Here is a 26,373-nt window from a genome sequence, read left to right as displayed (position 1 = left end):
CGCCAATCAGGAAAAACTTGTACTTTGTTGTTGCGATCGCTGGTGCGAAAATTTTTAGTGAGTGATAAATAATTCCCGAATATCTCCTGCTTGAGAGAGTAGCAGATGTAACCAAGATGGTTCGCTAGTTTTAAGATTTTTTTAAACCATTTATGACAAACGTCCAAAATTCACTACAGAAGTTGGTTTAGAAAAGATAATCTTATTAAAGAAATATTACTTTTACTAAAAAATATTAAAGACTCTAGCCTTCACTAGTCTGTGAAGGTACGAATTTATCTGCGTGCATCTGTCAGTTTTCTACATTCATTTAATGATCACCGAAATCAGAATTGAATCATAGTGTTAGATGGAGAATCCATAGCTTGCTTTTAAATCACAAACATTTCCCAGAACAGCAACAATTGAGAATAAGCAATCATTTGAATTCTCCATCGAATTTTTAAGGCGCTCCAATTCTGCCCTCAATAGGTAAACCTTGATTTAACCCATGTTCAGTGGCAGCTTTGTAATTAGTGCCGTAAGCTTGCTTTAAGTCAGGATATCTATCCAGGTAATACTTCACATCAAATGCGGGTGAGCCTACTCTGCCCTCATATAGATGCGATGACAGAGGCATTGTTAGCATTACCTATAGTTCCTCCTCTATCACAGTCAGAGGTATAAACATAACGAGTAGCCACATAACCGGAAGGTGGTGTCAAACCACATATTGTTAACCCTGTAACGGGAGTATCGATAATACTGGCGTTGTCAGATGTACTTGTCGTTTGTTGCTGACGGCATTCCAACACATAAGTATAACGAACAGCCACATAACCAGTCGGGGGTGTGAAGCCACATATCGTTAATCTTGAAGAGGGAGTTCGGATGGTAGCAGCATTTTGTGAAGTACCTGTACTTAATCCTGTACGACATCCTGACGCATAAATATAATTAACAGCCACATAACCAGTCGGGGGTGTAAAGCCGCATATCGTTAATCCTAATGAGGGAGTTCGGATAACAGCAGCATTTTGTGAAGTACCTGAAAGTCCTTCTTTACGGCATTCCGACGAATAAGTATAACTAACAGCCACATAACCATTAGGGGGTGTGAAGCCGCATATCGTTAATCCTGATGAGGGAGTTCGGATGGTAACAGCATTTGGCGAAGTATCTGTAGTTCCTCCTGTACGGCATTCAGGTAAATAACGATAACCAACAGCCACATAACCAGGCGGAGGTGTGAAGCCACATATAGTCCTTAGAGACTGTGCTGTGCTTACTTCTGGATAGACAAAGGATAAAAGGGTAAAAGCTAATGCAGTTCCAACATTAGTCAAAAGTCGTGCTGCTAAGGAGGTTTTTGACACTGTATTGCTCCAAAATCATGAATAAGGTGCAATCTGTTAATTGACAAATGTCAATAACAGTACCCTATTCAGTCATTTCACTAGTTTTGCTATGTTTTATGCTAAATTTCGCTACTAAAATTACCAACTACAAATTATTTAGGCTTAATCCAGTTGTGTACATCTAACTTAGAACCGCAAGAAAAACGGGAAATTGCGTGTCTCTACTAAACCGACAACCTTACCTGTGAACCTTGTTGAGTTTTATGCACTTCAATTCTGGCTTGAAAGGCTTCTTTGAGGTGGGGCATGTGAGTTACTGTCAGTATACAGGCGAAATCAGCAGCGATCGCATTTATGGCGGCAATTAAGCGATCGCATCCTTCGGCATCTTGTGTACCAAAACCTTCGTCAATAATTAACAATTGCAACGCCGCCCCCGCCCGTTGTGCTAATAATTTCGCCATTGCTAACCGAATGGCAAAGTTAATTCTAAAGGCTTCCCCACCAGAGTAAGTCTCATAAGCGCGGGTTCCTTTGGCATCGGCAATTAAAATATCTAAGGTATCAATCAACTTGGCATTTTTCTTGGTAGATTTGCCGCTACGTCCAGCTTTTTGAGTAACAAACTGCACATGCAACTGATTGGCACTCAACCGCGCTAATAATTGATTTGTCTCAGCTTCTAGTTGCGGTAGTACGTTTTCAATCATCAGTGCTTGGATACCATTTTTACCAAACGCCAAAGCTAACTCGTGGTAAACACGGTACTGTTTCTTACAAGCTTGCAGTTGTTGTTGTTGTTGTTCATACTGCACTTGTAAAGTTTCTAGTTGCAGCGCGAGTTGTTCTAAACGCCCTAATTTGGCAATTTGTTCATCAAGTTGTCGTCTACGGATAGCTAATTGCTGTTCTAAAGCTTGAATTTGCTCAATCGGGTTGGCAGACTGGGCTAGTTGTTGGACAATTTCATCAATTTGGCTGGCGAGTTGTTGTCGTTCGTTCAACCGAGTAGTTTTCGCCGCTTCTAGTTCTTGTAATCTGCCTTGCAATTGGGGATATTGCTGTTGGGCTGAGAGTAATTGTTGATAACGTAACTGCCAACCTTGACTTTGGCGGACGGCTTGACGTAGGTTATTATGCTGCTCTGCACTATAACCAATTTCTGTAATTTGACGCTCTAGGGCGGTAATTTGTTGGGCGCACTCAGAATCAATTTGTTCTTGCTGGATTCTGGTTTGTAATTGGGTGATAGTTGCTTGTAATTCTGGTTTGCGGGCGGTTAGTTGGGTTTGGCGTTTGAGTGCGTCTTTAATTTGCCCTTGTTTAATTTCTGCCCAGCGCCATCTTTCGACTTCACTCCGCGCTAGGGCGTGGTCTTGCTCATTGTAATTTAATTGTTGCAGATATTCGTCTAATTTTCTCAGTTCTTGCTGTTTATCTTGGGCATAATCACCCACTTGGAGCGATCGCTCTAAATGTTGTCTTTCCTGTGCCAGTTGTTGTAACTGTTGTTCTGCATCACTGGTGGATTCTAATTGGGCGGCTAATTGCCCGCGATGTTCCCGCAAAGAGTCATAAGGAGCTAAATTTTGGGATATTTCCCGATATTTCTGTCTTAATACCTGAATTTCTCTGTCTGTACAAGCCAGTTGTTCGCGGAATACCCATAGCTGTTCCTCTGTATCCTTGTACTCAGCTTTCGTTTTTTCTGCGACTCGGTTCCAATGATGCTCATCTAATGGACGTTCGCACAATGGGCAAATTGCATCAGGGTTGCGAAGCATTCGCAATTTTTGGTCTAATTCGCCTAATAACCTCTCATATTCTCGTTGTTGTCCTTGCAGGCGCTCAATAAAGTGTCTTCTTTCTTGCCCTTTTTCTTGAACCCGTTGCAAATGAACTTTTTCTTTCTCCATTTGTTCAATTTGCATCGCCACCGCCATCACCGCTTGTTGTAGTTCCGGGTGACGTTGGGAGGCGCGTTGTAGTTGATTTTCTGTGGCTTGGATTTGTTCTAATCTGGCGACTAAACTAGCTTGGATTCTATCTAAATAAGTTTGCAAACTTTGACGCTGTTGCAATAAAGGCGAAACCTGCATCTGTAATTCATCCAACTGCGTCACCCGACGACGGGCGGCGTTGAGTTGTCCTAATGCGGCTTCGACTTCGCCTGATTTACTGAGGGTGTGCTGAATTTCCTGTTCTTGCTGTGCTAACGCTTCCAGTTGTGCTTGGACTTGTTGGAGTTGTCTTTCAATTTCGTGAATTTGCTGAGTTAATTGCTGCTGTTTTTGTTGACGGAGGGCTGTGGCGCGGGTGTGTTGTTCAAATTTAGCCGCAAAAGCTTCTTCTTGAGATTGGAGACTTTGATAATGGGCGTAACCGTTTTTAATGTCTGCTTCTTGATTTAAGATTGCGGCTAACTCCGCCAGTTGCGTTTTAACAGATGATTGTTCTTGGTGGAGGCGATCGCAATCTTGGGTTAAATTTTGGTATTGTTGCCTTACAAAGCTCAGTTGTTGTTCCCAATTTTGTCGCTGGTGCTGGACAACCTGCAAACTTTGTAATTGAATATTCTCAAAAGCTTGTACTTGTTGTAGTTGATTCAGTTCCGCTTCTAATTCTACCCGTTGCGCTTCTGTAAGTTCTCGTTGTTGCAATTGAATTTTAATCGCTTCCAAAGAACGCTCTAATTCTTCCACCCTGGCTTTATATTGTCGGGAAGATTCTTTCGCCCGTTCTTCCAAATCATCATACTGGGTGAGTTTTAACAACTCTGCCAAAATTTCCTTTCGTTCTGTCGGGCGCTTCAACATAAATTCATCTGCACGACCTTGACGCAAGTAAGCAGAATTAATAAAAGTATCGTAATCGAGTTTGATATGTTCTAAAATCAAATCCTGAGTTGCCCGTACTCCTTTACCAGTCAACGGACGAAAACCAGCAGGCGTTTCGATTTGAAATTCTAAAACACTGGTTGCACCTCTAATTCTGGTGCGAATGACGCGATAAAGTTGCTGGTTAATGTGAAACGTGAAATCAACGCGGACTTCTTTAGCCCCGGCGTGAATCACGTCATCTTCAACAGCAGCACGACTTTCACCCCAAATTGCCCATGTAATCGCCTCAAGCAAAGACGATTTACCCGCACCATTAGAACCAGAAATACAAGCCGTATGCAAACCACGAAAATCTAAAGTAGCATCACGGTAACTAAGGAAGTTTTTGAGGATAAGTTGTACTGGAATCATTGAGGCAATAGCGCCACATCTAGGTTTTCATCAACAAGCAGTACAGATGCACTCTAGATAGTTTAGCTAGGTAGATATCAGTATTCTAGTCTTTAAGTCCGTAATTTTACGAAAATTAACAATATGATGAGCAAGTTTTTCCCTTCTGGCAAATTAGGCGTTGCTGATTTCATGTATGAAAATCAATTTGTTTTCTGATAAAACCCTTGTAGGGACGTTTCATGAAACGTCTCTACATTTAAATTCATACCTCGATTCAGCAACGCCACAAATTATTTTGTTAATAAAGAGATGTAAGCTTGAGAGACAATTTATTTTTACTGTAGAGACTTTGTATACAAAGTCTCTACTATAGCAATCCTAAATCATTTGTGAAATCTCTTTCTTTTCCTCTTTCTCTTTCTTTGTGTCCTTTGCGCCCTACCCTGCGGGAAGCCGCTACCGCGTCTATGCGGTTCGTTAAAAAGAATACTTTTTCACAACTCAGATAGAATTGCTATATAGCAATCCTGAATGATATACAAACATCTCTCTACCTTATCTACCTTGTCTCTTTTGTTCATTTCTCAATTAGGGCTGCTATATATTTATTGAACCTAACCCTTCAAATTTCGCAGCAGTAATTGACAACCACATAAAAACGGGTTGGGATTTTCGATACGCTCATCTTGCAGTACCTCAATCGGCAACTTGCTGTGATAAATCAATTCATCGTAATCCATCAACGCATTCCACTTAATCTTGCCTGTGGGAAAACCTAATTCTAAAGCGGCATCATAGATTAATTCCTGCCATTTCTCAATCTCTGGATCTCGTGATTTACAATAATCGAGAATTGCGATTAATGCACCGGATTTTGTAACACGTAAAATTTCACTCAAAGCGCGTACAGGATCAGCGACAACACACAGTGTAAAACCCGATGCAGCAGCATCAAAGCTATTATCAGCAAAATCCAAATTTAGCAAATCAGCAACTTTAAAAGTGATATCTGCGGCGACAGTTTTTTTCTGGGCTTCATTGATCATTTTTTCAGATAAATCTACACCCACAACGCTCACACCTGGGGGATAAGCCGGAAGATTTAATCCTGTGCCGACAGCAGCATCCAGCACAGTTTGTCCTGGTTGAAGTTGTAGGGAATCAATCAGTGGTTGACGCTCAATGTGCCAGTAGCGCAGCATAATCTGTTCATAATCTACTGCACCGTGATTGTAGGCATCAATTATTTTGACTACTTGCATAAACTTACCATTAATGTCTAAGTAAATGCCTTGTTGTAACTATGTTATGCAACACTTTGACAAGATATATTTGTCATATTTTGTATATTATATGATGGTGTAAATACTTTTATTTTTAGATATATAGGAATCCGATTTGATTTCTGAATCTATTTGTGTAGGCAGGGAGTAGGGAATGGGGAGTAGGGAGTAGGAAAGCAGCCTGATCTGAGTGTACTGATTTTTTTCCCAAATCAAATATGAGTCCTATAAAATGTAAAACAAAATGATGATGGAACAAATTTAGTAAATTTGCGTCAATTAGAAGTATCAAAATCTTGGGTGAGCAACATATTTTAAAAGTGTAAAATTTGGTGGAACCACAGCAAATACTCCTCGTCATTCAATCAGTCTTACCTACGGAATATGCCGAGAGATAGTTCCACGATGAGTCAGAAACAATCTCAGTAACACCTCGTCATTACATCAGGTCACACACATAAACGTAAATTTTGTTATGACACACCTTTATCGGCTGAAATCTGGAACTGCTGCATTCATGGCAATAGCCTTAACTACAGCAGGTGCGATCGCTCCCATGATTGCATTAGCTCCCGCCCAAGCGCAATATAATCTTGGGCAATCACGCTCAACTACAATTCCTGCTAATGTAACTTTGCCTGTAACTTACGAAAAAGAAAAAATCGTGATCACCCCAGGCGAAAGTATGTCCATCAAGCTGAGAATAGCTAACGACATCATCGATAGAAATAGAAATGTCTTAATTCCTGCTAGAACTGAAGTGGTTGGTAGATTAGAACCTGTCGATTTATACGGCAGAAGTTCCTCCAACAACAGAAATAGTGATAATAGCAAGGGTGTGAGATTTGTTGCTTCCGAACTCGTCTTTCCTTCTGGTCGCAGATTACCAATTAATGCGAATTCTCGCACAATTACCGAAACAGAAAGAATCAGCAAAGGTGCTAATACTGGCCAAATTTTAACCGATGCAGCTATTGGTGCAGGTGCGGCCACTGTTATTTCATTGTTAACTGGTAACAGAAGGATAGAAGTGTTAGAACCTGTGGCTGGTGGTGCGGTTGGCGCTGCTGCGAGTGTGCTATTGCGGAAAAACCAAGCTGATGTGTTTGTTCTCAGACCTGAAGAAGATTTGGACATCACATTGACAAGCAATTTAGTTATTTCTCGAAATAATACCTATTAACTAAAATTCCATCGTGAATTTAATCATGCTATCAGCGATCGCCTGTGTCAACGTCTGGGCGATCGCTTCATTTTTATCGATAAAAATATCGGAGATAAATAACCATTAACTCCTAATATGTCATCTGGAATAAGTAATGAATCAGACACATAAATACTATGACTTATTACCTATTTATTTCAGCAACTTAAATCTAAAAATATTCCCCAAAAATATCAAATAATAGAAACTTTTTATATCCAAAATGGTCTAAGTAATTAACAGAAACAAAATAAATGTAAAGAGGCATAAATTAATGTTTACTTTAAATCGTTGGCAATCTAAAACTGCTGCAATCATGGCTTTGACCATTACTGCTGGCGCTGTCGCACCTTTTATAACTGCTACACCTTCTTTAGCTCAAACTACTTTTACAGATGTTTCTTCTAATTATTGGGCAGCACAATTTATTCAAGAATTGTCACAACGGGGTGTAATTGCAGGTTTTCCTGATGGTAGTTTCCGCCCAGAAGAAGCAGTCACCCGCGCTCAATTTGCTGCGATGGTAAATAAGGCTTTTGCAAAAGCACCACAACGACAAGGAATCAACTTTGTGGATGTACCCAGCAATTTCTGGGCATCTAGCGCCATTCAGCAAGCTTATACCATCGGTTTCCTATCGGGATATCCTGGAAATCGTTTTGAGCCAAATCAAGCGATTCCTCGTCAACAGGTGTTAGTTTCCCTGGCTAATGGTTTGCAATATAACCCTAGTGGTAATGTGGAAAGCACTCTGCAATACTTCAATGATGCTTCAGGAATTGCGAGTTATGCCCGTAGTCCGATTGCGGCGGCGACAGAACAGCAAATTGTGGTCAACTATCCTAATGTTAAATTCCTCAGCCCAAATGCCACTGCAACACGCGCCCAGGTAGCAGCTTTTATTTACCAAGCTTTAGTGAGTTCTAATCAAGCTTCGGCAATTAACTCACCTTACATAGTTGCGTCTCAACCCACAACACCTACACCCGTCTCAATTACAATTCCCCAAGGAACTGTTATCCCTGTGAAGTATGACCAAGCGAAAAAAATCTTGGTAACTAAAGATGAGACTGCACCTTTAACACTGACTGTTGACCAAAACGTAGTTACCCAAGATGGTACTGTGGTAATTCCGGCTGGTAGTCAAGTTGTTGGTCAACTCAAACCAGCCAAAGGCGGTTCACAATTCGTAGGACAAAAACTAGTGTTAACCACAGGTCAGGAGTATCAAATTGCTGCTACTTCTGATGTGATTACCAAAACCGAAACAGTCAACAAAGGTACTAGTACAAGAGCCATTATTACCAATACAGTCTTAGGTGCGGCGGCGGCGGCGGCGGTATCTGCGGTGACAGGCGATCGCGCGATCGCAACCGAAGAAGTTCTCGGTGGTGGGGCGATCGGTGGTTTAATTGGCTTGTTCTTCGGTCGCAACAGTGTTGATTTAATCGCCATTAACCCCAACACAGATTTAGAAATGACCATTAATCAAAATCTGTTGGTGTCAGTGAGATAGTGTGAAAGGCGCTAGGGGCTAGTGTAGAGTTTAGTCAAAGTTATGAAGGAGAAAATTTCCCATTTCATACTTCATACTTCACATTTCATACTTCATTTGACTAATTGGCAACCAAATAATAAATGTAGTTCCTGGTGCATCGGATGATGCGATCGCGGTTGTAATTGCGGGGCTGAAAACTTCAATTTCACCTTGCATTTGCTCGATTAATTGTTTTGCGATCGCTAGTCCCAAGCCTGTACCGGGAATTTCTGTTTGGGCTTGTACACCCCGGTAATGTCTTTCACCCAAATGTGCTATGTCTTCTTGGGGGATTCCTGGCCCAGTATCACTAATAGCAACACCCAAAAAGCTATCTCTTGTTTGACCTACTTGGATGAAAATTTTGCCGCCTTTGGGTGTGTATTTCAAAGCATTATCAATAATGTTATTCAATACCTCTTGTAAGGCTTTAAGATTAACACGCACCAAAGGTAAGCTTTTCGGAATATCAGTTTTGATTTTCAGGTGTCGTTCTTGAGCGATCGCTTTGGCTGATAGTAATAATGGTGCTAGTAAATCAGACAAAGAGCAATCCGTGGCTTGTTCACCTGTACCTGGCAATAATAAAATCGGTTTAGGTTCTGTTTGGACAGTTGCCTCTACAAACACTTCATTTTCTGGTAATGCCCTTGGTGCTACATCCAATTCTGACCAGTCAATAACCTGCTCAAATTGTTGCAATAATTCTTTGAGGCGATCGCTTTCTCGGACAATACTCGCCCCCACTTCTCGGTTTGGGTCGCCTGGGCGCAGTCTTTTAAATAGCAATTTGCCAAAAGTCCGCAATGCTGTCAAGGGATTGCGAAATTGGTGCAGCAAGTTATCTAATAAATCTCGTTGCTGTTCTTGCAGCACTTGTTGTTGATGTAGCTGCTGTTGCAACCAAGCGCGACGCTGATCTAAAACACAAGCGATCGCCAAAGTTTGAACTATCTTTTGAATTGTATTTTGCTCTTGTTGATTCCAAGCCCGGTCTTCTCTGCATGTTACCAGTAATCCCATCATCACACCTTCATGAACTAAAGGCATAACAATCTGGTGTCCACTCAGCAAATACTCTTGTTGGAAATTAGGTTGTTCTGTATCAGTCGGAGATTCTGTAGCTGCGGTTAGTAACCTTTTTTGCTGTTGCGGTAGTAGCAAAATATTACTAATTTGCAACTGTTTGCGTGCTTTTACTTCCGTATTTTCTTCTTCAGGTGGTAATCCTGCGGTTTCTGGATAAACAACCACAGGAATAAGTTTCGCCTCAGTTGTTGGCGCTTCTACCAATTCTTGTGTTAAATACACCACACTTAAAGAAGCTCCCAAACCTTGGGCTAACAATGTTATTTGTTCTCGGCATAAAGCCACAAAATCTGAACTAGCAGACATTAACATTTTTCATTTCTTGCTCAGGATCACAGGCTTTGAAGGAATTTTCGACAACAAAGAACTCAGAACTCAGGAGTCAGAATACAGAATCTACACTGAGTGTAACTGACAGGTGAATGACAGTGAAACTCCACATAAATCTAAGATTTGCTGGTTTACCCTTCAGGAAGGCTACATCTAGAATTAGTGGCAGGTCTGGTTCACTCATAATTAATTCTGACTCCTGAATACTGGCTCCTGAATTTTTCTTCAAGAATCTGCTTGATTCTAACTCTCTTTTTATCAAGCTTAACGAAAGCTTCTAAAATAATGGTACAAATAAAGAAATTGTGTACTTTACTAGTTGTGTGATTTATTTGCCTTCAGAAAAATTATTTTTATTGTATTAAAAGTTTATAAACTCTTGATTTTTTGAACTAGAACTTTTATAATTACGACGGATTTTGTAGCTATCACTACAATCTAATAGCTTGAAAGAGGAGGAAAATAGGTTGGCAAGGAGACGGAAACGGAAGAGTCGTCGTCGCCAGGAAGGACGGCGGATTTTAGAGCATGTGCCTCAATATAGCATCGAAAGCGGCGAAGAAAAACCTGTGACAGCAGCACGGAAATTCATTCAGGCTGAAGGGATCTTGCCACCAGCTCTGCTACTCGTAAAGCGCAATGAACACACAACAGACCGATATTTCTGGGCAGAAAAAGGTCTGTTTGGAGCTCAATACGTCGAAGAAAACCATTTCTTGTTTCCCAGCCTACGGACGTTAGAAGCTCCGGCTGGTTCAGAACCTGTGGCAGTAGCTGCACGTTGAACTTGAATTGGTACTTTTACGTTGTTGAATGTGTTCTGAATATTCATTTAACTGGCAAAGTTGCTCAGTTTATGCAAAATTTTCAATTTTTTTTAAATTTGGGCCTGATTTGCCAGTAGAGGGTAGTCCAGGCAGTTGGACAAACAACTTGATTCAAGCCAATTTGGTTTGTATGAGTTGAATCATCAACTAATACACATCAGGGAGTGAGAAAGAGTGATTAAGAGCATCTAAAAGCAACAGTAGAGTTGTACTTTGCTTTGGAAGGCTACGTTACAAGATACATTTTTCTCTCAAACGTTTCGTTACAGAGAAATTTTACATCCCACAAATCCTCTTTCCTACTCCCTATTGTTTATTTCTTCTTTGTGAATCACTAGAAACAGCTTAAAAAACAAAATTTAATCACTCAGCTTTAAGTTGAGTGCCTTCTGTAACTCAATCAGTTCATCTCGATGGGCAGTTACAGTAATCTTACCCGGAGAGTTGGGTTCATCTTGATTAGCTTTTTGCAGATGAAGTAAGACTTTCTCGGTTCTTCCTGCTTTTTTCCAATAAAATAGACCGCTCAAAGGTGCTAACAGAATTATTCCCAGAAAAAAACTGCTTATGTTGGGCAGAAGCAGTGACAAAACAAAAGATAAACAAATTAAACCTACAGTTGCAAGTAGGGTTAAAAAAATTGCTAAAAATAAGCTGGGTTGGACAAAACCCTCAAATGTGACTTGATTTTGATCTCGGTCTACCTCTGCCACTCGGTAAGACCGGGAACGGAAATAATCCTGTAATTGAGGCATTAATACAGCTTCGTCCTGCTCAGATATTAGTTGAGCCGTTTCTGTGCGGTCTTTGGTAGCAGCACGAATAAAGAAAAACAACCCAACTAATAACAACAAGGTGAGCAGAAACGTAGATGGCAGAATAGCAGTATCCATAACTGATTGTTAGTGTTTAACGGGAGGAGATTTATTCATTATTAATTATTAGTTAATTTGTCCTCCCGTTGATGTACTCTTGCCAAAGACGTGTTAAATCCTGCGCTTGAACTTGCCATTCTGGAGAAACTTGGTACATCCGCCTCGGTCGTCCTCGTCCTTCGAGTTTCTTCCAATACCCATTAATTGCCCTTTCGTCTTCCAGAAATTTGATCGCACTATAAAGCACGGTATCTGAAAGCCGATAGGTTGGATACTCAGTTTCTAAACGTTGAATTAACTCGGTGCCGTAGGATTCACCTTGCAGTAAGACAGACAGTATGTAACAAATTGCTAGTTCCTGACAGAGGTAAGTTGGCGGAGGATTTTCAAAGAATTGATATATATCCTCAAGTTTCATGGTTGGTGAATGGCTAAAAAAATGCCCTAGTGTGGGGTTTATCATCCTTGTGTTCCGTATGTAGTACTACTAAAAGTAAGCATTCATACAGAGACACTAGGCAGGATTGTCAAAGCGTCAACGTAAAAAAAGTAAAACAAATATGCCCCACGCAGATAAAGTCATGGGATACAAGCGAAACTCTAAGGAGTGTAAGATATACCCTCCTATTTAAGCTCTAGGCAGTGTGGTGAGGAGCAAGAAAGACAGAGGCATAGCCACTGTAATTGGTGTCAAATGATGCCGAGCCGATTAGAACTGCATAAGCATAAAATGCCATCGAAGAAATTTTACAAGTAAAATGCGATTTTGTCTGTAAATTTTCTTTCATGACAAAGTTCTACTTGAGCTACTCATAGGTCATCTGGTAAGTGTGATAGTAATAAGACTTACGCACTAAGATGATCTGTGAAGAATGGGTGAAGGAGCTTCGCCGTGAGCGCCAGCCGAACGGTGTAAGGGTTTTGAATACATACACCCTGATACCCGTACACCCCAGACTCGCCCAAACCCTTGATTTTTGGTCTCACTGCGTAAGTCCTAAGCAAATCTAGCAAGTGCTAAGTATATTAATTAGTATGTCGCAAAATTCCGATGCCCTGCGAGCGATCGCTCAAACATTCCGTCTCATAGGTTGGATTAGTTTTTGGATTCAGCTAGTGCTAGGGGTAGTTTCCAGCATCATTGTGTTATTGTTTGCTATTTTCTCCCAAAGAGCCGGTAGCCCTAGTAATAATCCAGGGACTGGATTTGGAGTATTTCTGGCTGTCTGTGGGTTAATTGTGTTGGGTGCGGGTATTTATATTGCTTTTCGCTACACCAGAATTGGCAGACAACTAGAATCTTCAAATCCCAGTAATCGCCCACGCAAAATCGAAACTGTACAAGTATTACGCTTAGGCTTGTGGATAAATTTGATTGGGACTTTGGTAACACTTTTAGGAGCGCAGGCGATCGTTGGGACTTTGGTAGCTAGATCAATCTCTCCCCAAGCCATCACTACACAATTTTTTGATCCAACGCGGATTATTAGTGGTTTGGATATGTTGGTAGTTCAGGCAAACACTAACACCGTTTCCGCCCACTTTGCTGGATTAGTGGCATCGCTTTGGCTGATCAACCGCATCAACCGCCCATAACCTGATTTTCTTGGCTGATTAAAAATTTTCCTGTCAGTAAGCAAAAGTTTACGTTTAACTTTTCCGAAACCAACTTACACAAGCTTGTAACTTAGCATATAGTTGTAAAAAAACTTACTACTCATAAGTAGTATTAAAGCTTACTTGAGGATGAAATTTATCTTTTGAGGATATTATGACAAATTCATTTGACCCCAGGAGAAATCAACCAAGACAAAATTTTGATCAGAGTGCTTGGAGATTTGGTGTACAAGTTGCTTTTAGTGCTGTGGTGTTGGGACTGTGTATTTTTCAATTGGTGTCAAAACCAAGTAATGATCAGAATACAGCACTCTACTGGGGTGGGGTGACTAGCGTTTTAGCATACTGGCTACCTTCCCCTGGGCAGAATAGGGATGATAAAGAGCAGATGACAATTAATACTAGAACATTTACAGCTACTGACAGTAACGGCCAAGTTGGTAACGACACCATTTTGGCTCAAACCAATTCCACAACTATAACTACAGACTCTAAAAATTGATATAGCAGATTACAGGTGAGAGGTTATAGGTTACAGTTTTATTGATCAGTTTTTGGGATTTAAATTCATACTAAATCCTGTTGATCTCAACTTAAGAAAGATAGTTGTCATCTTCAGAATTATTATCCCAATTAGAAACATTATTAGAACGATAGGCTTCGGTTTTGGTGCGGCGATTTTCCTGGCGTAAGGCTTCTCGTTCTCGTAATGTTAGCTGTGGTTTTTCGGTAATTGGTAAACGTTCTACTGTGCGCTTAGAGGATTTCTGACGCACAAAGGTCTTCCACGCAGTTTTTATCCCAACTGCAAAGCTACGAGTCCCAACTTGAAGATTTTGGGCTTGTTTTTTTGCACCATCAATGCTTTGATCAACTTGTTGAACGACTTGACTAGCACTTTTGACACCTTCACTGACATCATTAGTTAAGTCAGTGATTTCGATACCAGTGGTGCGGATAGAATTTAAAGTAGGTGGTAACTCCCGCGATAGGGTATCAAACAACTTTTCGGCACTGCGGGCGGCGCGGGCTACTTCTAGCAATGCGGGTATGGCCGCCACTAAAACAGCAGTTAAGCTGGCGGCGACTAAGAGTAGGGACAGTCCCAACCAAAATAGGGGGTCAATCACGGCTTATGCTATCTATGAGCGTTCCAACGGCTGGGGAATTGAATCTGAGTCTTCTTCGGTTGTTTGCCGATGCAAAACTTGACTTTCGCGCTGACTAGCATCAATGCCAGCTGCGATCGCTTCTTTGAGTCTATCCAAAGTTTCATCCCAGTTACGTAATGCGTTAGCAGACAGACGATCTGCCTGAATTTGTACACTTGTTGATAAATCTTCCGCTAATTCTGGGATGGCATCAGCAGACTTTTTCAAAAGTTTACGAGTTTCGCGTCCTGTGCGCGGAGCAATTAGCAAACCGGTTAAAGCACCGATGGTTGCTCCTAGCATCATACCGCCAATAAAGACTCCAGAACGGTTATTAGACATCTGAGTTGTTTCTCTCCTTACACTTATTTTAGGTGGCTTGTTTCCTCTTGTATAACCAGAATGTTTTGATTGAGTTAATTTATCTTGACAATTGATCAACGAGAAAGGTTGCTGTTGTTTATTCTGGTTTTGGGAACTGTCTTTGTTCTCCCGAAAGAATGAGATTGACGAATATAGCGTTTACTTAGTCGCTGTCCTAACAATAGCAGACTCACAATTTGCCGTACTTGCTGAAGTTGCAATTGTAGAGATTGATTTCCCAGTCTGAGGTTGCGGATATTTTGCTGACTGATATCCAGATTTTGGGGTGCTTGGGACAGGAGATTCTGGCTACATTGTTGATATGCGGTTAACCTATCAGTTATCCATGCAATTCTTCCCTTAATTTGCCAGATTTGCCAAGCTACGTAGAACAGCAATAGGGAAATGAGGGTATTAATGATGACTACTACTGTAACCATTGTTTACATACGTAAGAATTTGATTGATGTTTGGGTCTGGTAGAAGTTGCGATCGCAGATAATAAAATTAATCTGATGGGCAAAATACCGATGGAACCTCTCACCCTCAACATACCACCAGCAGTAGGTTTGACAGACGAGCAGTTTTATCAAATATGTCTAGCCAATGATGAATGGCGTATCGAACTCACTGCCGAAGGAGAATTAATTATTATGCCACCAACTGGCGGCGAAAGTGGTATTAGAAATTCAGGATTGACAGCTAAACTTTACATTTGGAATGAACAAGCAAAGCTGGGAAAAGTGTTTGACTCTTCTACAGAGTTTCGCTTACCAAATGGTGCGTATCGTTCGCCGGATGTTTCTTGGGTGAAGCAAGAACGCTGGGATGCACTAACCCCTGAACAAAAAAGACGCTTTCCGCCCATTTGCCCTGACTTTGTGATTGAACTGCGTTCTCAAACTGATTCTCTCAAAAAATTGCGGGATAAGATGCTGGAGTATCGAGATAATGGTGCTCGTTTGGGTTGGTTAATTGATCCGTTCACACCTTTAGTAGAAATTTATCGCCCTGGTATTGCAGTGGAAGTGATTAATTTTGCTGTTGAACAACCACCTACATTGTCTGGTGAAGATGTCTTACCTGGGTTTGTTTTGTTGTTAACTACAATCCTCAATCCTTGAACGTTTGATGAACTTGTAATTCCTCATTAATTTTGATGGACACAATATCGATGGAACCTCTCACCCTCAACATACCACCAGCAGTAGGTTTGACAGACGAGCAGTTTTATCAAATATGTCTAGCCAATGATGAATGGCATATCGAACTCACGGCCGAAGGAGAATTAATTATTATGCCACCAACTGGCGGCGAAAGCGGTATTAGAAATTCAGACATTAACACAGAACTGAGTTTATGGAATCGTCAAACCAAGCTGGGAAAAGTGTTTGACTCTTCTACAGAGTTTCGCTTACCAAATGGTGCGTATCGTTCACCGGATGCTTCCTGGGTGAAGCAAGAACGCTGGGATGCACTGACACTTGAACAAAAACGCCGCTTTCCGCCCATTTGCCCTGACTTTGTGATTGAACTGCGTTCTCAAACTGATTCTCTCAAAAAATTGCGGGATAAGATGCTGGAGTATCGAGATAATGGTGCGCGTTTGGGTTGGTTGATTGATCCGTTCACACCTTTAGTAGAAATTTATCGCCCTGGTATTGCAGTGGAAGTGATTAATTTTGCTGTTGAACAACCACCTACATTGTCTGGTGAAGATGTATTGCCAGGATTTATCTTATCTTTAACTACAATACTTAATCCTTGAGATGTGAGAACATATTCGATTCCCCATAACGAGGAGAAATTTCATTTGACAGGTTGCAGGTGTTCAGATCCCCGACTTTTTCAAAAAGTCGGGGATATATGAGTTGAGATAGTTGGTGTGGCGGACTACTAAAATCGGAATGTAGTCCGAATGATGCCAGTGTAAATTGTATCGTTGTTGCTGTTATGTTCGGGGTTAAAGATTACCAGCAGTCCTGGTGTAATTGAGATATTGTCATTGACTTGGTAGCGATACAATGCTTCTAAATGGTAGGAGGTATCAGAGTCTTCCCGACGGGCGTTAGTAGCAGTTCGTACATTTTCACCAAAGTCATTGTCTGTAACTTTTGGCGGTTGACCGAAGATAATCCCACCTAAGTTACCTTTTTTACCCAAGTCTGGGAAAGCGAAAGTCACTGCCCAATTCCAGATATCTGCTTGATCACCACGATTGACGTTAGGTGAAAATGTAGTTTCAGCGATCGCACTACTATACCCCACCCAACCAGACAAGACAAATTTAGGATTTAAACGATAGCTGGCTTGAAAACTATAGTGATTGGCAGAAGTGGCGATTCCACGGGGACTTGTACTGGTACTTCCAGCGCCAGCGCCAAAGGGCTGGTCGGCAAAAGCACCACCATATAACCCGGAAACTGCCACATCATTATTCGCACCGCTAAAGTAGGAGTGGGCGTAGGTTAATCCTAATGAAAGGTCTTTGTTTGGTTGAAATGCCAATTGTGCTAATGCGCCATAACTACCATCGAATAAACCTCTTCCCGCAGTGGGATTCTCACCTCTTCTAGCAAGATAACCGCCAGATAAAGTAATCGCATCGCTGAGTTTGTAGTTCACACTCACGCCTGAACCAAAACCAGCACCTGAACCAGTGTTACTGGCGCGATAGATGGGGGAAAAACGACCAGCGCGGGAAATTGCACCTAAAGGAATTGATGCTAACAAGGGGTTGAAGTTGTTGAAGTTGTCGTAAAATTCCCCCCCAATTGCGTCAACAATCACGTTGAGTTTGTCACCTACGGGGAAGCGATAAAATAATTTACCAAGTATAAACCCGTTATCGGTGCTGCCATCCCAAGAGAGACGGGTCATGTTTGTACCCGAAACTGCATTATTAACGGCGGTGTTATTCGCTTCTAAACGTGTTAATAGTTGGTCTTTACCAGTAAAGCTAGTAACAAAGTTAAGACGGATGCGATCGCTAAATATTGTATTATTTGTCAAACGCTCGCCACCTCTGGCTCCTGCTCTAAATTGGTCAGAGTTTATGGCTCTATCCTCACCATAAACTCCGCCTACACTAAAAATCACCTCTCCATTAAACCTGGTGGTGGTGGAAAATTGCTGACTTTCTAAAATAGCTGTACGATTTTCTAAAGCATCAACTCTGCCTCTGACTTCTGCCAGAGTATCAGCAAAATCTGTTTGCAGTTTTTGTAAAGTTGCTAAGTCTTCTTTGGTTACTAAGTCTGCTGTACTACTGGCAATCAATTCATTAACTCGATTCAAACAAGCATTCAAACCTGCGGCAAATTCATAACGAGTCAGGGCGCGATTACCGCGATAGGTGCTATTTGGGTAGCCTGCAATACAACCATAACGCTCAACTAATGATTGTAATGCTTGGAATGCCCAATCTGTAGGTTGCACATCTGTTAGTTGCGAGACTGATGTTACTTGACCTTGAATCTCGTTTTCCGAGTCTGCAATATCTGTCTCGGAAATTACATTGCTTTGGATTGTCGGATTGGCAGATACAGTTGTTGCCGCGATCGCATTCAACCCTATAACTATTGATGCTATCCCCAAAGAACGACGCATAATATCAGACATTATTGAAATTGTCCAGTAATATTACTCAGGTTTTTCGTATCAATTACTGTATGTCTAAATACTCAGCTTAAAAGTATTGAGCTATACAAAAAAATATTTTTACTTTTTTCGTATAAAAAAATTAAAAAGTCTAAAAATACTTCTCTATAAGCTTTTCAGCCTATTAAGACAAAGATATTTAGCTAAATACACCAATTCTAATAAAGCATGATTTTGATGTATTTTTTACATCATATATTTTTACAAATGACAAAGCAGCAAAATTCTGCATCTCTGCCATCTTTGTAGAGTGGTATAGCCCTCCTATTTGAGATATGAATAAGAGACTTTAAAGAGACAAGACAAGGGGGAGAAGGTAGATAAAGGAGATAAATGTTTGTAAATCATTTGGGATTGCTATATCCTCAGCAATAAGTCCAACATCTCTAATTTTCTAAATCAGGAGATACATAAAGATGTCCGTTAGCAATTCACCAACCCAACTCAAACGCGAGTTAGGTGTTTTTGGTGCAACCCTGATGGGATTGGGTTCGATTGTCGGAACGGGTGTATTTGTCAGTATTGGAATTGCGGCGGGGATAGCAGGGCCAGCAGTAATTCTGGCGGTGGTAATTGGGGCAATTGTAGCTACTTGTAATGGTTTGAGTAGCGCCCAGTTAGCTGCTAATCATGCAGTTAGTGGTGGTACTTATGAATATGGTTATAAATATCTAACTCCGGCTTTTGGTTTTACCGCAGGTTGGATGTTTTTAGTAGCGAAAACAGCTTCGGCGGCGACGGCTGCGTTGGGTTTTGCTGGGTATTTTCTGAATATTTGCGGGTGGAGTAACAGTTGGCTTGTACCTGTGGCGATGTTGGCGGTAGTAGTGATCACAGGAATTGTATTAACTGGGATTAGACGGTCTAATACTGCTAATACGGTAATTGTTTCGGTGACATTGCTGTCTTTAGGTTTATTTGTGTTGGTTTGTTTACCTCGTGCAGCCACGGTAGGAATGACAAATTTAACACCTTTTTTTACGACTTCTCCTGGGGCGGTACTGCACGCCAGCGCCTTGATGTTTGTGGCTTACACTGGTTATGGACGTATTGCCACAATGGGAGAAGAAGCGCGATCGCCCAGAGTTACAATACCCAAAGCGATGATTATCTGTTTGCTGCTGACAATGCTGTTATATATAGTTGTCGCTACTGTGGCAATTGGGGCTGTAGGGGCAGATTTTTTAAGTAATACCGTAGGGCAAAGCAAAGCCGCACCTTTAGAAGTAGTGGCCCGGAATGTGGCTGGTTCTGGTGTCGCTTTGGTGTTAGCTATAGGTGCAATGACAGCAATGTTAGGTGTGCTGTTGAACTTGATTTTAGGCTTATCCCGTGTGTTGTTGGCAATGGGTCGCCGTTCCGATGCACCGAGATTTTTAGCCAGACTCAACCGCGAACAAAATTCCCCATATTGGGCGGTAATTTTCGTGGGAATTGCGATCGCACTTTTAGTTTTGTTGGGTAACGTCAAAACTACTTGGTCGTTTAGCGCCTTTAGTGTTTTAATTTACTACGCAATTACTAACTTAGCTTCTCTCAAACTTTTGCCATCTGAAAGACTGTATCCTGTGTGGGTAGGCTGGTTGGGTTTGTTATCTTGTTTATTCCTCGCCTTTTGGGTAGACTCGGCTATCTGGCAAGTCGGCTTAGGGTTAATTGTAGCTGGCTTAATTTGGCACAAAATCCGACGGATGGTCGGTGAGAGGTGACAGGTTACAGGTTATAGGTTACAGGTTATGGGTTAAGGGTGAGAGGTTACAGATATAGCAATCCTAAATGATTTATAAACATCTCTCTCCCTTGTCTCCCTTGTCTCCCTTGTCTACCCTGTCTCCCTTGTCCTTGTTGCTAACCTATCAACTAGGACTGCTATGTGAAATCTACAAACCTGCTTGAAAAATTTGGTTTGGGGTGAGATTCAAGTCAGGGAAAGTGTGGGAGATAATTCGGTCATCATCTCGGAACTTACTAACCTGATATTCTCCCTCAACTAAATTACAAACAGAGATGGTTGGTTGTTTGGGATTCCCAATAAAATTACGTCCACCCAATGCTGCGTAATCTATAATCCAGTATTCGGGGATACCCATCTCTTCGTAATCAGCGTATTTTAAGTAGTAATCATCTCGCCAGTTGGTTGACACAACCTCAATTACCAAAGGTATTGATGCACCTAAACTGACCACAGATTCTTTTTTCCATAATGGTTCATTTGCCAGATTGGGACGATTCAGCACTAAAACATCGGGAAAATAACCAGAATCTTTTTCTAGTGGTCTGACAATAGCTTGATTGGGGATAATGTAGAGAAGTCCTAAACGTCTGATTTCACAAGGAATTTCGATACCTAAAAACCCTTTGACTTCCTCATGGTCTCCTACTGGTTGTGCCATTTCAACAATACTTCCATTATGTAATTCGTAGCGTACCCCGGAATTTTCACGTAGGCGATCGATAAATTCCGCAAAGGTGACTAAATTGGGGATGGCTTGAGTCATAGATAATCAATGATTACGACTGTGGAAACATTATCTCTAATCTAAACGCTCCCGAATTGGTCGCCCAAAAAATTGAGACATTGAGATATTGCTGGAATATTGCATCAGTACTAAAAAACGTCAACTGTTCGTTGTCTCTTGATGAATATTAACAGTTTTCATGAATTTTTAACCTATTTTCTGCATATTTCTGGCAAATTAAGATGAAAGTATTCATAGAAGATACTTTTTATCCAGCATTTCTCCGTTGAGTCAAGTACACCTCGATAGGGGCATAGAGACACTCTGCCTATTTTTGTGTACCTCTTAACAATGAAAACTGCTGTAAGTTGTTGATTTAATCAAATGGATTGAAAAATTATGAAACCAGTAAACACAGGAATCAAATATGCCTTTCCCTTAATTACTTATCCAGATGGTAGAAAATCTATTTGTACTATTCCTTCAGGATATGTTCAAACAGCATTATCTGAATCAGATTATAAAGATTTAAGTAATGAATTTGGACTAGAAGTCGCCTTAGTAAAAGCTGTGATGGAAGTTGAATCTAATGGTTCTGGATTTTTATTGAAAGAACAATCGCCAGCACGCCCAAAAATTTTGTTTGAAGGGCATTGGTTTTATAAATTAACTCCTAAACCTGTCTCTAAAAGTCGTCCTGATTTGTCTTACCCTAGTTGGGATAAAAGTAAATATAAAGGTGGTTCCAGCGAGTGGGACAGATTATTAGATGCCATGACATTTGATGAAATTCAGGCTTTAAAAAGCGCATCTTTTGGATTGGGGCAAGTGATGGGGTTTAATTATCCTGTTGCGGGTTGTGCTTCGATTCAGCAATTTATTGAAGAAAACTTTGCTGGAGAGTACTGGCAAGCCAGACACATGATGAATTTTATTGTGAATAATAATTTGTTAGATGAGCTAAAGCGAAAAGATTGGGATGGTTTTGCTAGGGGCTACAATGGCCCTGGCTATAAAAAGAATAACTATCATACCAAGTTGGAAGCAGCTTACAAAAAAGCCCTATAGAATTTTTCTCTTCTTACAGGAATGAAGCACAAAGATGTGTGCATTCACTTTCAACATATAGCCCCTGCGCTAAGGCGCACGCTACGCGAACAGACTGAAGTCTGGGGCTATACAAACGAAGCCTGCGAAGGCAGGCTAATTATATTTTTAAAGTTTGTAGTTGGGCTTTAGCCCTTTATTTAAGTGATAAATCGCAACTACGAACCCTTCATTACTACCAAGGTACAGGCTCACCCAGATGGAAAAAGCCGCCACTTGGCCCATCATCAGGTAGGGTAGCTAACTGCACGCCTGTTTTTGCACCTTCGCCAATGTCCATCATTGCGCCTTCTCCACCCAATTCTGTTTTTACCCAGCCGGGATGGGCGCTGTTGACTTTGACTGGTGTATTGCGTAGTTCATGGGCTAAGTGAACGGTAAAGGAATTAACGGCTGCTTTGGAAGCATTGTAGGCAAAGGGTTTAGCATCATAGATAAACGAGTTTGGATCAGCGTGGAGGGTGAGTGAACCTTCAATGCTGGCCATATTGACAATCCGTCCGCTTTTACTCTTCAAAATCAATGGCAGTAATGCTTGAGTCACTTCTACTAAGGCAAAAAAGTTAGTCTCAAAAGTCTTGCGAATGATATCTAGAGAAACAGAACTGGCGTTACTAATGCCCCAATCTCCATCCAGCATCACTCCTGCATTGTTAATCAGAACGTCAAGCTGGCCAAATCTGTCGGCGATTTCTTGAACGGCTGTGTGAATTTGAGTACTACTATTAATATCGAGGGCGATCGCTTCAGCTTTGAATCCTTCATCTTTCAGTGTCGTTGCTGCTGCTTGCGCGGCTTGGAGATTGCGTCCTGCTATCAGAACTGTTAATCCTTGCTGGGCGAGTTGGCGGCTCATTTCAAATCCTAGGCCTTTGTTTGCGCCAGTAATTAGTGCAATCTTGCCATTTGATGCGCTACTCGTCATTGGCTCCTCCTTTGGGATAGATGCTTAAAGCAGTCAGAGCGAATCTACCATAAGATTTCCATGACTAAACCTAGAAGATTGGCTAGTTTTTGCAGAGATTACTAGCAATTCTTATGCTACACTTTTTATAGCAAATTTTGTTTACTCTAATGATATGTTAAGAGTCGTTAAAGTCAGGTTATATCCAGATGTCCAGCAGCAGCAGTCACTAGCGCAAGCTTTTGGCTGTTGTCGCTGGCTTTGGAATTATTGCTTGAATTTGATGAACCAAACATATAAAGAGACAGGTAAGGGGTTATCTGGATACGAAGTTAAAAAGATAATTCCCCAGTTAAAGAAAGAGTACGAATGGCTAACATCGACCTATTCACAATGCTTGCAGCAAGTCTGTTTAAACCTAGGGGTAGCATTTAATAATTTTTTTGAAAAACGAGCTAAATATCCAAGATTCAAATCAAAGCATGGTAAACAGTCAATTCAATATCCTCAAAACGTCAAGGTTTCTGATAATTGCGTGACCCTCCCAAAAATAGGAGATATATCAGCAATAATTCATAGACCTATTGAGGGTAAAGTTAAGACTGTAACCATATCTAAAAACTGCTCTAATCAATACTTTGCGGCAATTATTTCTGACGATGGTAAAGATAAACCATTATCAAATACAGAAGGTAAAGCGATAGGTATTGATCTGGGACTGACTCACTTTGCAGTTACTAGCGATGGGTCTAAGTTTGATAATCCTAAAATACTGAGCAAGCATGAACAGAATTTAAAACTTAAACAGCAGCAATTATCTAGAAAACAGAAGGGTTCTAATAACCGCATCAAAGCTAGAAAAAAAGTTGCTAGAGTTCACAGAAAAATCACTAACTGCCGTGAGGATTTTCTGCACAAGCTATCGCGTAGGATAGTTAACGAAAATCAAGTTATAGTGCTGGAAAATCTCAATGTTAAAGGCATAATGCAAAACCATAAACTAGCCAAATCTATACATCAAGTTGGATGGGGTATGTTCTGCACAATGCTTAAATATAAAGCGGAGATGTCGGGGAAAATATATCAGGAAGTTGATAGATTTTTTCCTAGTTCAAAAACCTGCCATGTGTGCTTAAACCAAGTCGGTAGTTTACCGCTAGATGTAAGATTCTGGACTTGCGAAAACTGCTATGAGAAGCATGACAGGGATATCAACGCAAGCATTAACCTCAGAGATGAGGGACTACGAATTTTGACCTCTGGAACGGGGGATAAAGCCTGTCGCCCAGATGTAAGTCGTGTCAAGGGAGGACGCAAGAAATCCACTGTCACGCTTTCTGTTGGGCAGGAAGCTTACACTAACCGCTTGCGGTAGTGTAGGTAGTTCACCACAAAAATATAAAACCGCTTATTATGGGTGAGATTATCATGCAAGCGAGAGCAGAGGTTTTGATGATATGGTGGCTGATGTAATAACAGATACAGTTCCCGTAACTGTTTTGACTGGCTATTTGGGCGCAGGCAAAACAACTTTACTCAATCACATTCTCACTTATGAACATGGTAAAAAAGTGGCTGTGATTGTGAATGAGTTTGGGGAAGTGGGCATTGATAATCAATTAGTTATTGATGCCGATGAAGAAATATTTGAGATGAATAATGGCTGTATTTGTTGTACAGTTCGTGGCGATTTAATTCGCATCATCGGTAATTTGATGAAGCGACGTGATAAGTTTGACCATTTAGTAATTGAAACTACTGGTTTGGCTGATCCGGCTCCAGTGATTCAGACATTCTTTGTTGATGAAGACATGCAGGCGAAACTGTCTCTAGATGCAGTGGTGACAGTGGTGGATGCCAAGCATATTTGGCAACATTGGGAAGCTGATGAAGCTCAAGAACAAATTGCGTTTGCGGATGTTATTTTACTTAATAAAACCGATTTAGTTGCAGCAGAAGAATTAGAAGAATTAGAAAAGCGGATTCGGGGGATGAATGCGATCGCCAAAATCTATCGCACCCGCAACTCAGAATTAGCAATGGATTCCTTATTGGGTGTGCAAGCGTTTGATTTGAATCGCGCCTTAGAAATTGACCCGAATTTTTTAGGCGAAGATGCCCACGAACATGATGAAAGCGTTTATTCTGTGGCGTTAGTAGCAGCAGGCGCACTCGACGGCGAGAAACTACACGCTTGGATGAGTAAATTATTACAAACTCAAGGTACTGATATTTTTCGGATGAAGGGGATTTTAAATATTGCAGGGGAAGACAATCGCTTTGTATTTCAAGGCGTACACATGATATTTGATGGTAGACCCGATAGACCTTGGAAACCCACCGAAACCCGGAAAAACGAGTTGGTTTTCATCGGTCGTAATTTAGATGAAGCCAAACTCAAACAAGATTTTTTGGCTTGTCTAGTGTAGAAAGTGCTGAATGCTGAGTCATGTACACTTCGACTTCGCTCAGTGTACATGACTCAGAACCCTAAACCCTTACACCCCTAAACCCTAAGCCTTTACACCCTTATACCCTTACACCCCTAAACCCTTACACCCTTATTTAATGCTTATCTGACAAAATTGGTTCTGTGGCGACATCGTTTAAACGGATGCTGGCTAACAAATCTTGCCATTGTGTGTTCAAGGCTGAATCTTGGGGATTTTCTTGTCTGAGGGTGGCTAGTATTGTGATGGCTTCATGCCAAATACCATTTTGAGCATAGATGGCAAATTGTTCTAAAAGTGTGGCTGTTTGCAGTTCCTTGATAGTTGCTTGACTGAGGTTAACTCGTTTCACTACTCCTTCCACAAAAATAGGAGGTGATGGTTCTTTAGTCTCACAAGCAAAAGTCAAAAACCAACGGTATCGTTGATTGACAGCTAATTTAGGAGCATTAGCAGGTAGAGTCACACTAATGATTCCGGGATTTTTTGGCAGTGCTATTGGTTGGTTATACAATTCCTTTGATTGCGGCTGATCTTCTTGCAGGACAAACATAGAGGGAAGATTGTCTTTTTGGGAATACGGCACATAAAACCAAAAGGTTGGGTGTGGTGATGTAGTTAATGACCAAACATTGGTAATTGAAGATGGTTCTTTTGTATACGGTACTAAAGCCGTCAAATCTTGTTTGACTTGGGGACAAGAACCGCGTTTTGCACCTCCTAATACCCGACCTCCTGGTGGTGGATCTGCTGGTGGTTTAGGTGGATTAAAATTTACTGTTTGGGATACAGTTTTCATGTTGTGACTAGCCATTGGTATTGGTGTTGCCATTGGCTTTGGTGTTGCTGCTAGTGCTAGGGTTTGGCTGGCTAAAACACCTACATAGCCTAGAGTTAATCCGAGTGGTAGTTTCATCAGTTGTAAACTCCAGTTGTGTGAGGCTGAG

At 41.1% G+C, this 26,373-nt stretch carries 26 protein-coding genes; 11 read left to right on the top strand and 15 right to left on the bottom strand.

Annotated features, from left to right (window positions below; genetic code table 11):
* Positions 1-442: 442 nt before the first annotated feature.
* The 4 genes from H6G28_RS22630 to H6G28_RS22615 form a co-directional block, all read right to left on the bottom strand.
* Positions 443-619: a hypothetical protein gene (locus H6G28_RS22630; protein WP_190594712.1), complete on the bottom strand. Its 177-nt coding sequence runs from the start codon at positions 617-619 to the stop codon at positions 443-445.
* Positions 594-1,355, bottom strand: a complete 762-nt coding sequence (locus tag H6G28_RS22625) for a hypothetical protein (protein ID WP_190674356.1) — start codon at positions 1,353-1,355, stop codon at positions 594-596. The genes H6G28_RS22630 and H6G28_RS22625 overlap by 26 nt, the downstream gene beginning before the upstream one ends.
* Before the next feature lie 206 nt (positions 1,356-1,561).
* Positions 1,562-4,588 (bottom strand): exonuclease subunit SbcC, encoded by a 3,027-nt coding sequence (gene sbcC, locus H6G28_RS22620; RefSeq protein WP_190674354.1) that lies wholly within the window; start codon positions 4,586-4,588, stop codon positions 1,562-1,564.
* A 596-nt stretch (positions 4,589-5,184) separates the two neighbouring features.
* On the bottom strand, positions 5,185-5,832 hold the full coding sequence (locus H6G28_RS22615) for a class I SAM-dependent methyltransferase (protein WP_190674351.1): 648 nt from the start codon (positions 5,830-5,832) through the stop codon (positions 5,185-5,187).
* Between the two features lie 496 nt (positions 5,833-6,328).
* Here H6G28_RS22615 and H6G28_RS22610 point away from each other — a divergent pair, with 496 nt between their 5' ends.
* Entirely contained in the window at positions 6,329-7,036 is a 708-nt protein-coding gene (locus tag H6G28_RS22610) for a conjugal transfer protein TrbI (RefSeq protein WP_190594690.1), read from the top strand.
* A 295-nt stretch (positions 7,037-7,331) separates the two neighbouring features.
* Positions 7,332-8,573 (top strand): S-layer homology domain-containing protein, encoded by a 1,242-nt coding sequence (locus tag H6G28_RS22605; RefSeq protein WP_190594689.1) that lies wholly within the window; start codon positions 7,332-7,334, stop codon positions 8,571-8,573.
* A 78-nt stretch (positions 8,574-8,651) separates the two neighbouring features.
* On the opposite strand, the gene H6G28_RS22600 is transcribed toward H6G28_RS22605, so the two are convergent.
* Entirely contained in the window at positions 8,652-9,995 is a 1,344-nt protein-coding gene (locus H6G28_RS22600; RefSeq protein ID WP_190674348.1) for a GAF domain-containing sensor histidine kinase, read from the bottom strand.
* Between the two features lie 70 nt (positions 9,996-10,065).
* Entirely contained in the window at positions 10,066-10,197 is a 132-nt protein-coding gene (locus tag H6G28_RS37430; protein ID WP_277880549.1) for a hypothetical protein, read from the bottom strand.
* Positions 10,198-10,480: 283 nt separating this feature from the next.
* Here H6G28_RS37430 and H6G28_RS22595 point away from each other — a divergent pair, with 283 nt between their 5' ends.
* The gene (locus H6G28_RS22595) at positions 10,481-10,798 is read left to right on the top strand and encodes a DUF3155 domain-containing protein (protein ID WP_062294629.1); all 318 of its coding nucleotides are present in this window, start codon (positions 10,481-10,483) and stop codon (positions 10,796-10,798) included.
* Positions 10,799-11,199: 401 nt separating this feature from the next.
* Here H6G28_RS22595 and H6G28_RS22590 read toward each other — a convergent pair whose 3' ends face one another.
* Positions 11,200-11,733 carry a cofactor assembly of complex C subunit B gene (locus tag H6G28_RS22590; RefSeq protein WP_190594687.1) on the bottom strand — a complete coding sequence of 178 codons (534 nt, stop codon included), beginning with the start codon at positions 11,731-11,733 and terminating at the stop codon, positions 11,200-11,202.
* Between the two features lie 52 nt (positions 11,734-11,785).
* Positions 11,786-12,133 carry a PadR family transcriptional regulator gene (locus H6G28_RS22585; RefSeq protein WP_062298395.1) on the bottom strand — a complete coding sequence of 116 codons (348 nt, stop codon included), beginning with the start codon at positions 12,131-12,133 and terminating at the stop codon, positions 11,786-11,788.
* 617 nt (positions 12,134-12,750) lie between these two features.
* Between H6G28_RS22585 and H6G28_RS22580 the strand changes: the two genes are divergently transcribed.
* The gene (locus H6G28_RS22580) at positions 12,751-13,311 is read left to right on the top strand and encodes a DUF3611 family protein (protein ID WP_190594686.1); all 561 of its coding nucleotides are present in this window, start codon (positions 12,751-12,753) and stop codon (positions 13,309-13,311) included.
* Between the two features lie 175 nt (positions 13,312-13,486).
* A complete protein-coding gene (locus H6G28_RS22575) occupies positions 13,487-13,834 on the top strand; it encodes a hypothetical protein (RefSeq protein ID WP_190594685.1) in 348 nt (115 codons plus the stop codon).
* A 91-nt stretch (positions 13,835-13,925) separates the two neighbouring features.
* On the opposite strand, the gene H6G28_RS22570 is transcribed toward H6G28_RS22575, so the two are convergent.
* The 3 genes from H6G28_RS22570 to H6G28_RS22560 all read right to left on the bottom strand — a co-directional run bounded on the left by H6G28_RS22570 (position 13,926) and on the right by H6G28_RS22560 (position 15,286).
* Positions 13,926-14,462, bottom strand: a complete 537-nt coding sequence (locus H6G28_RS22570; RefSeq protein ID WP_190674345.1) for a hypothetical protein — start codon at positions 14,460-14,462, stop codon at positions 13,926-13,928.
* 12 nt (positions 14,463-14,474) lie between these two features.
* A complete protein-coding gene (locus H6G28_RS22565; protein WP_190594683.1) occupies positions 14,475-14,825 on the bottom strand; it encodes a YtxH domain-containing protein in 351 nt (116 codons plus the stop codon).
* 95 nt (positions 14,826-14,920) lie between these two features.
* Positions 14,921-15,286: a hypothetical protein gene (locus tag H6G28_RS22560; protein ID WP_190674342.1), complete on the bottom strand. Its 366-nt coding sequence runs from the start codon at positions 15,284-15,286 to the stop codon at positions 14,921-14,923.
* A gap of 90 nt (positions 15,287-15,376) precedes the next feature.
* Here H6G28_RS22560 and H6G28_RS22555 point away from each other — a divergent pair, with 90 nt between their 5' ends.
* A complete protein-coding gene (locus tag H6G28_RS22555; protein WP_190674446.1) occupies positions 15,377-15,970 on the top strand; it encodes a Uma2 family endonuclease in 594 nt (197 codons plus the stop codon).
* A gap of 50 nt (positions 15,971-16,020) precedes the next feature.
* The gene (locus H6G28_RS22550; RefSeq protein WP_190674340.1) at positions 16,021-16,614 is read left to right on the top strand and encodes a Uma2 family endonuclease; all 594 of its coding nucleotides are present in this window, start codon (positions 16,021-16,023) and stop codon (positions 16,612-16,614) included.
* Positions 16,615-16,742: 128 nt separating this feature from the next.
* On the opposite strand, the gene H6G28_RS22545 is transcribed toward H6G28_RS22550, so the two are convergent.
* On the bottom strand, positions 16,743-18,467 hold the full coding sequence (locus tag H6G28_RS22545) for an iron uptake porin (protein WP_190674336.1): 1,725 nt from the start codon (positions 18,465-18,467) through the stop codon (positions 16,743-16,745).
* A gap of 455 nt (positions 18,468-18,922) precedes the next feature.
* Here H6G28_RS22545 and H6G28_RS22540 point away from each other — a divergent pair, with 455 nt between their 5' ends.
* Entirely contained in the window at positions 18,923-20,215 is a 1,293-nt protein-coding gene (locus tag H6G28_RS22540) for an APC family permease (protein WP_190674333.1), read from the top strand.
* Between the two features lie 171 nt (positions 20,216-20,386).
* Here the strand turns inward: H6G28_RS22540 and H6G28_RS22535 are convergent, their stop codons facing one another.
* Positions 20,387-21,004, bottom strand: a complete 618-nt coding sequence (locus H6G28_RS22535) for a Uma2 family endonuclease (protein ID WP_190674330.1) — start codon at positions 21,002-21,004, stop codon at positions 20,387-20,389.
* Positions 21,005-21,364: 360 nt separating this feature from the next.
* On the opposite strand from H6G28_RS22535, the gene H6G28_RS22530 reads away from it, so the two are divergent.
* Positions 21,365-22,033: an N-acetylmuramidase family protein gene (locus H6G28_RS22530; RefSeq protein WP_190674327.1), complete on the top strand. Its 669-nt coding sequence runs from the start codon at positions 21,365-21,367 to the stop codon at positions 22,031-22,033.
* A gap of 214 nt (positions 22,034-22,247) precedes the next feature.
* Here H6G28_RS22530 and H6G28_RS22525 read toward each other — a convergent pair whose 3' ends face one another.
* The gene (locus tag H6G28_RS22525) at positions 22,248-22,997 is read right to left on the bottom strand and encodes an SDR family oxidoreductase (protein WP_190594675.1); all 750 of its coding nucleotides are present in this window, start codon (positions 22,995-22,997) and stop codon (positions 22,248-22,250) included.
* Between the two features lie 154 nt (positions 22,998-23,151).
* Here H6G28_RS22525 and H6G28_RS22520 point away from each other — a divergent pair, with 154 nt between their 5' ends.
* Together H6G28_RS22520 and H6G28_RS22515 are read left to right on the top strand one after the other, a co-directional pair.
* On the top strand, positions 23,152-24,351 hold the full coding sequence (locus tag H6G28_RS22520; protein WP_190594674.1) for an RNA-guided endonuclease InsQ/TnpB family protein: 1,200 nt from the start codon (positions 23,152-23,154) through the stop codon (positions 24,349-24,351).
* Positions 24,352-24,433: 82 nt separating this feature from the next.
* Positions 24,434-25,405: a CobW family GTP-binding protein gene (locus H6G28_RS22515; RefSeq protein ID WP_190594673.1), complete on the top strand. Its 972-nt coding sequence runs from the start codon at positions 24,434-24,436 to the stop codon at positions 25,403-25,405.
* Positions 25,406-25,541: 136 nt separating this feature from the next.
* Here H6G28_RS22515 and H6G28_RS22510 read toward each other — a convergent pair whose 3' ends face one another.
* On the bottom strand, positions 25,542-26,342 hold the full coding sequence (locus H6G28_RS22510; RefSeq protein ID WP_190674324.1) for a DUF928 domain-containing protein: 801 nt from the start codon (positions 26,340-26,342) through the stop codon (positions 25,542-25,544).
* Between the last annotated feature and the right edge of the window lie 31 nt (positions 26,343-26,373).

Origin of the sequence: Nostoc sp. FACHB-190 (assembly GCF_014696905.1) — a bacterium.
In the GTDB taxonomy this organism is placed as follows: domain Bacteria; phylum Cyanobacteriota; class Cyanobacteriia; order Cyanobacteriales; family Nostocaceae; genus Nostoc_B.
The sequence above is the reverse complement of the archived record's forward strand: the minus strand, read 5'-3'. Positions and strand labels throughout refer to the sequence as shown.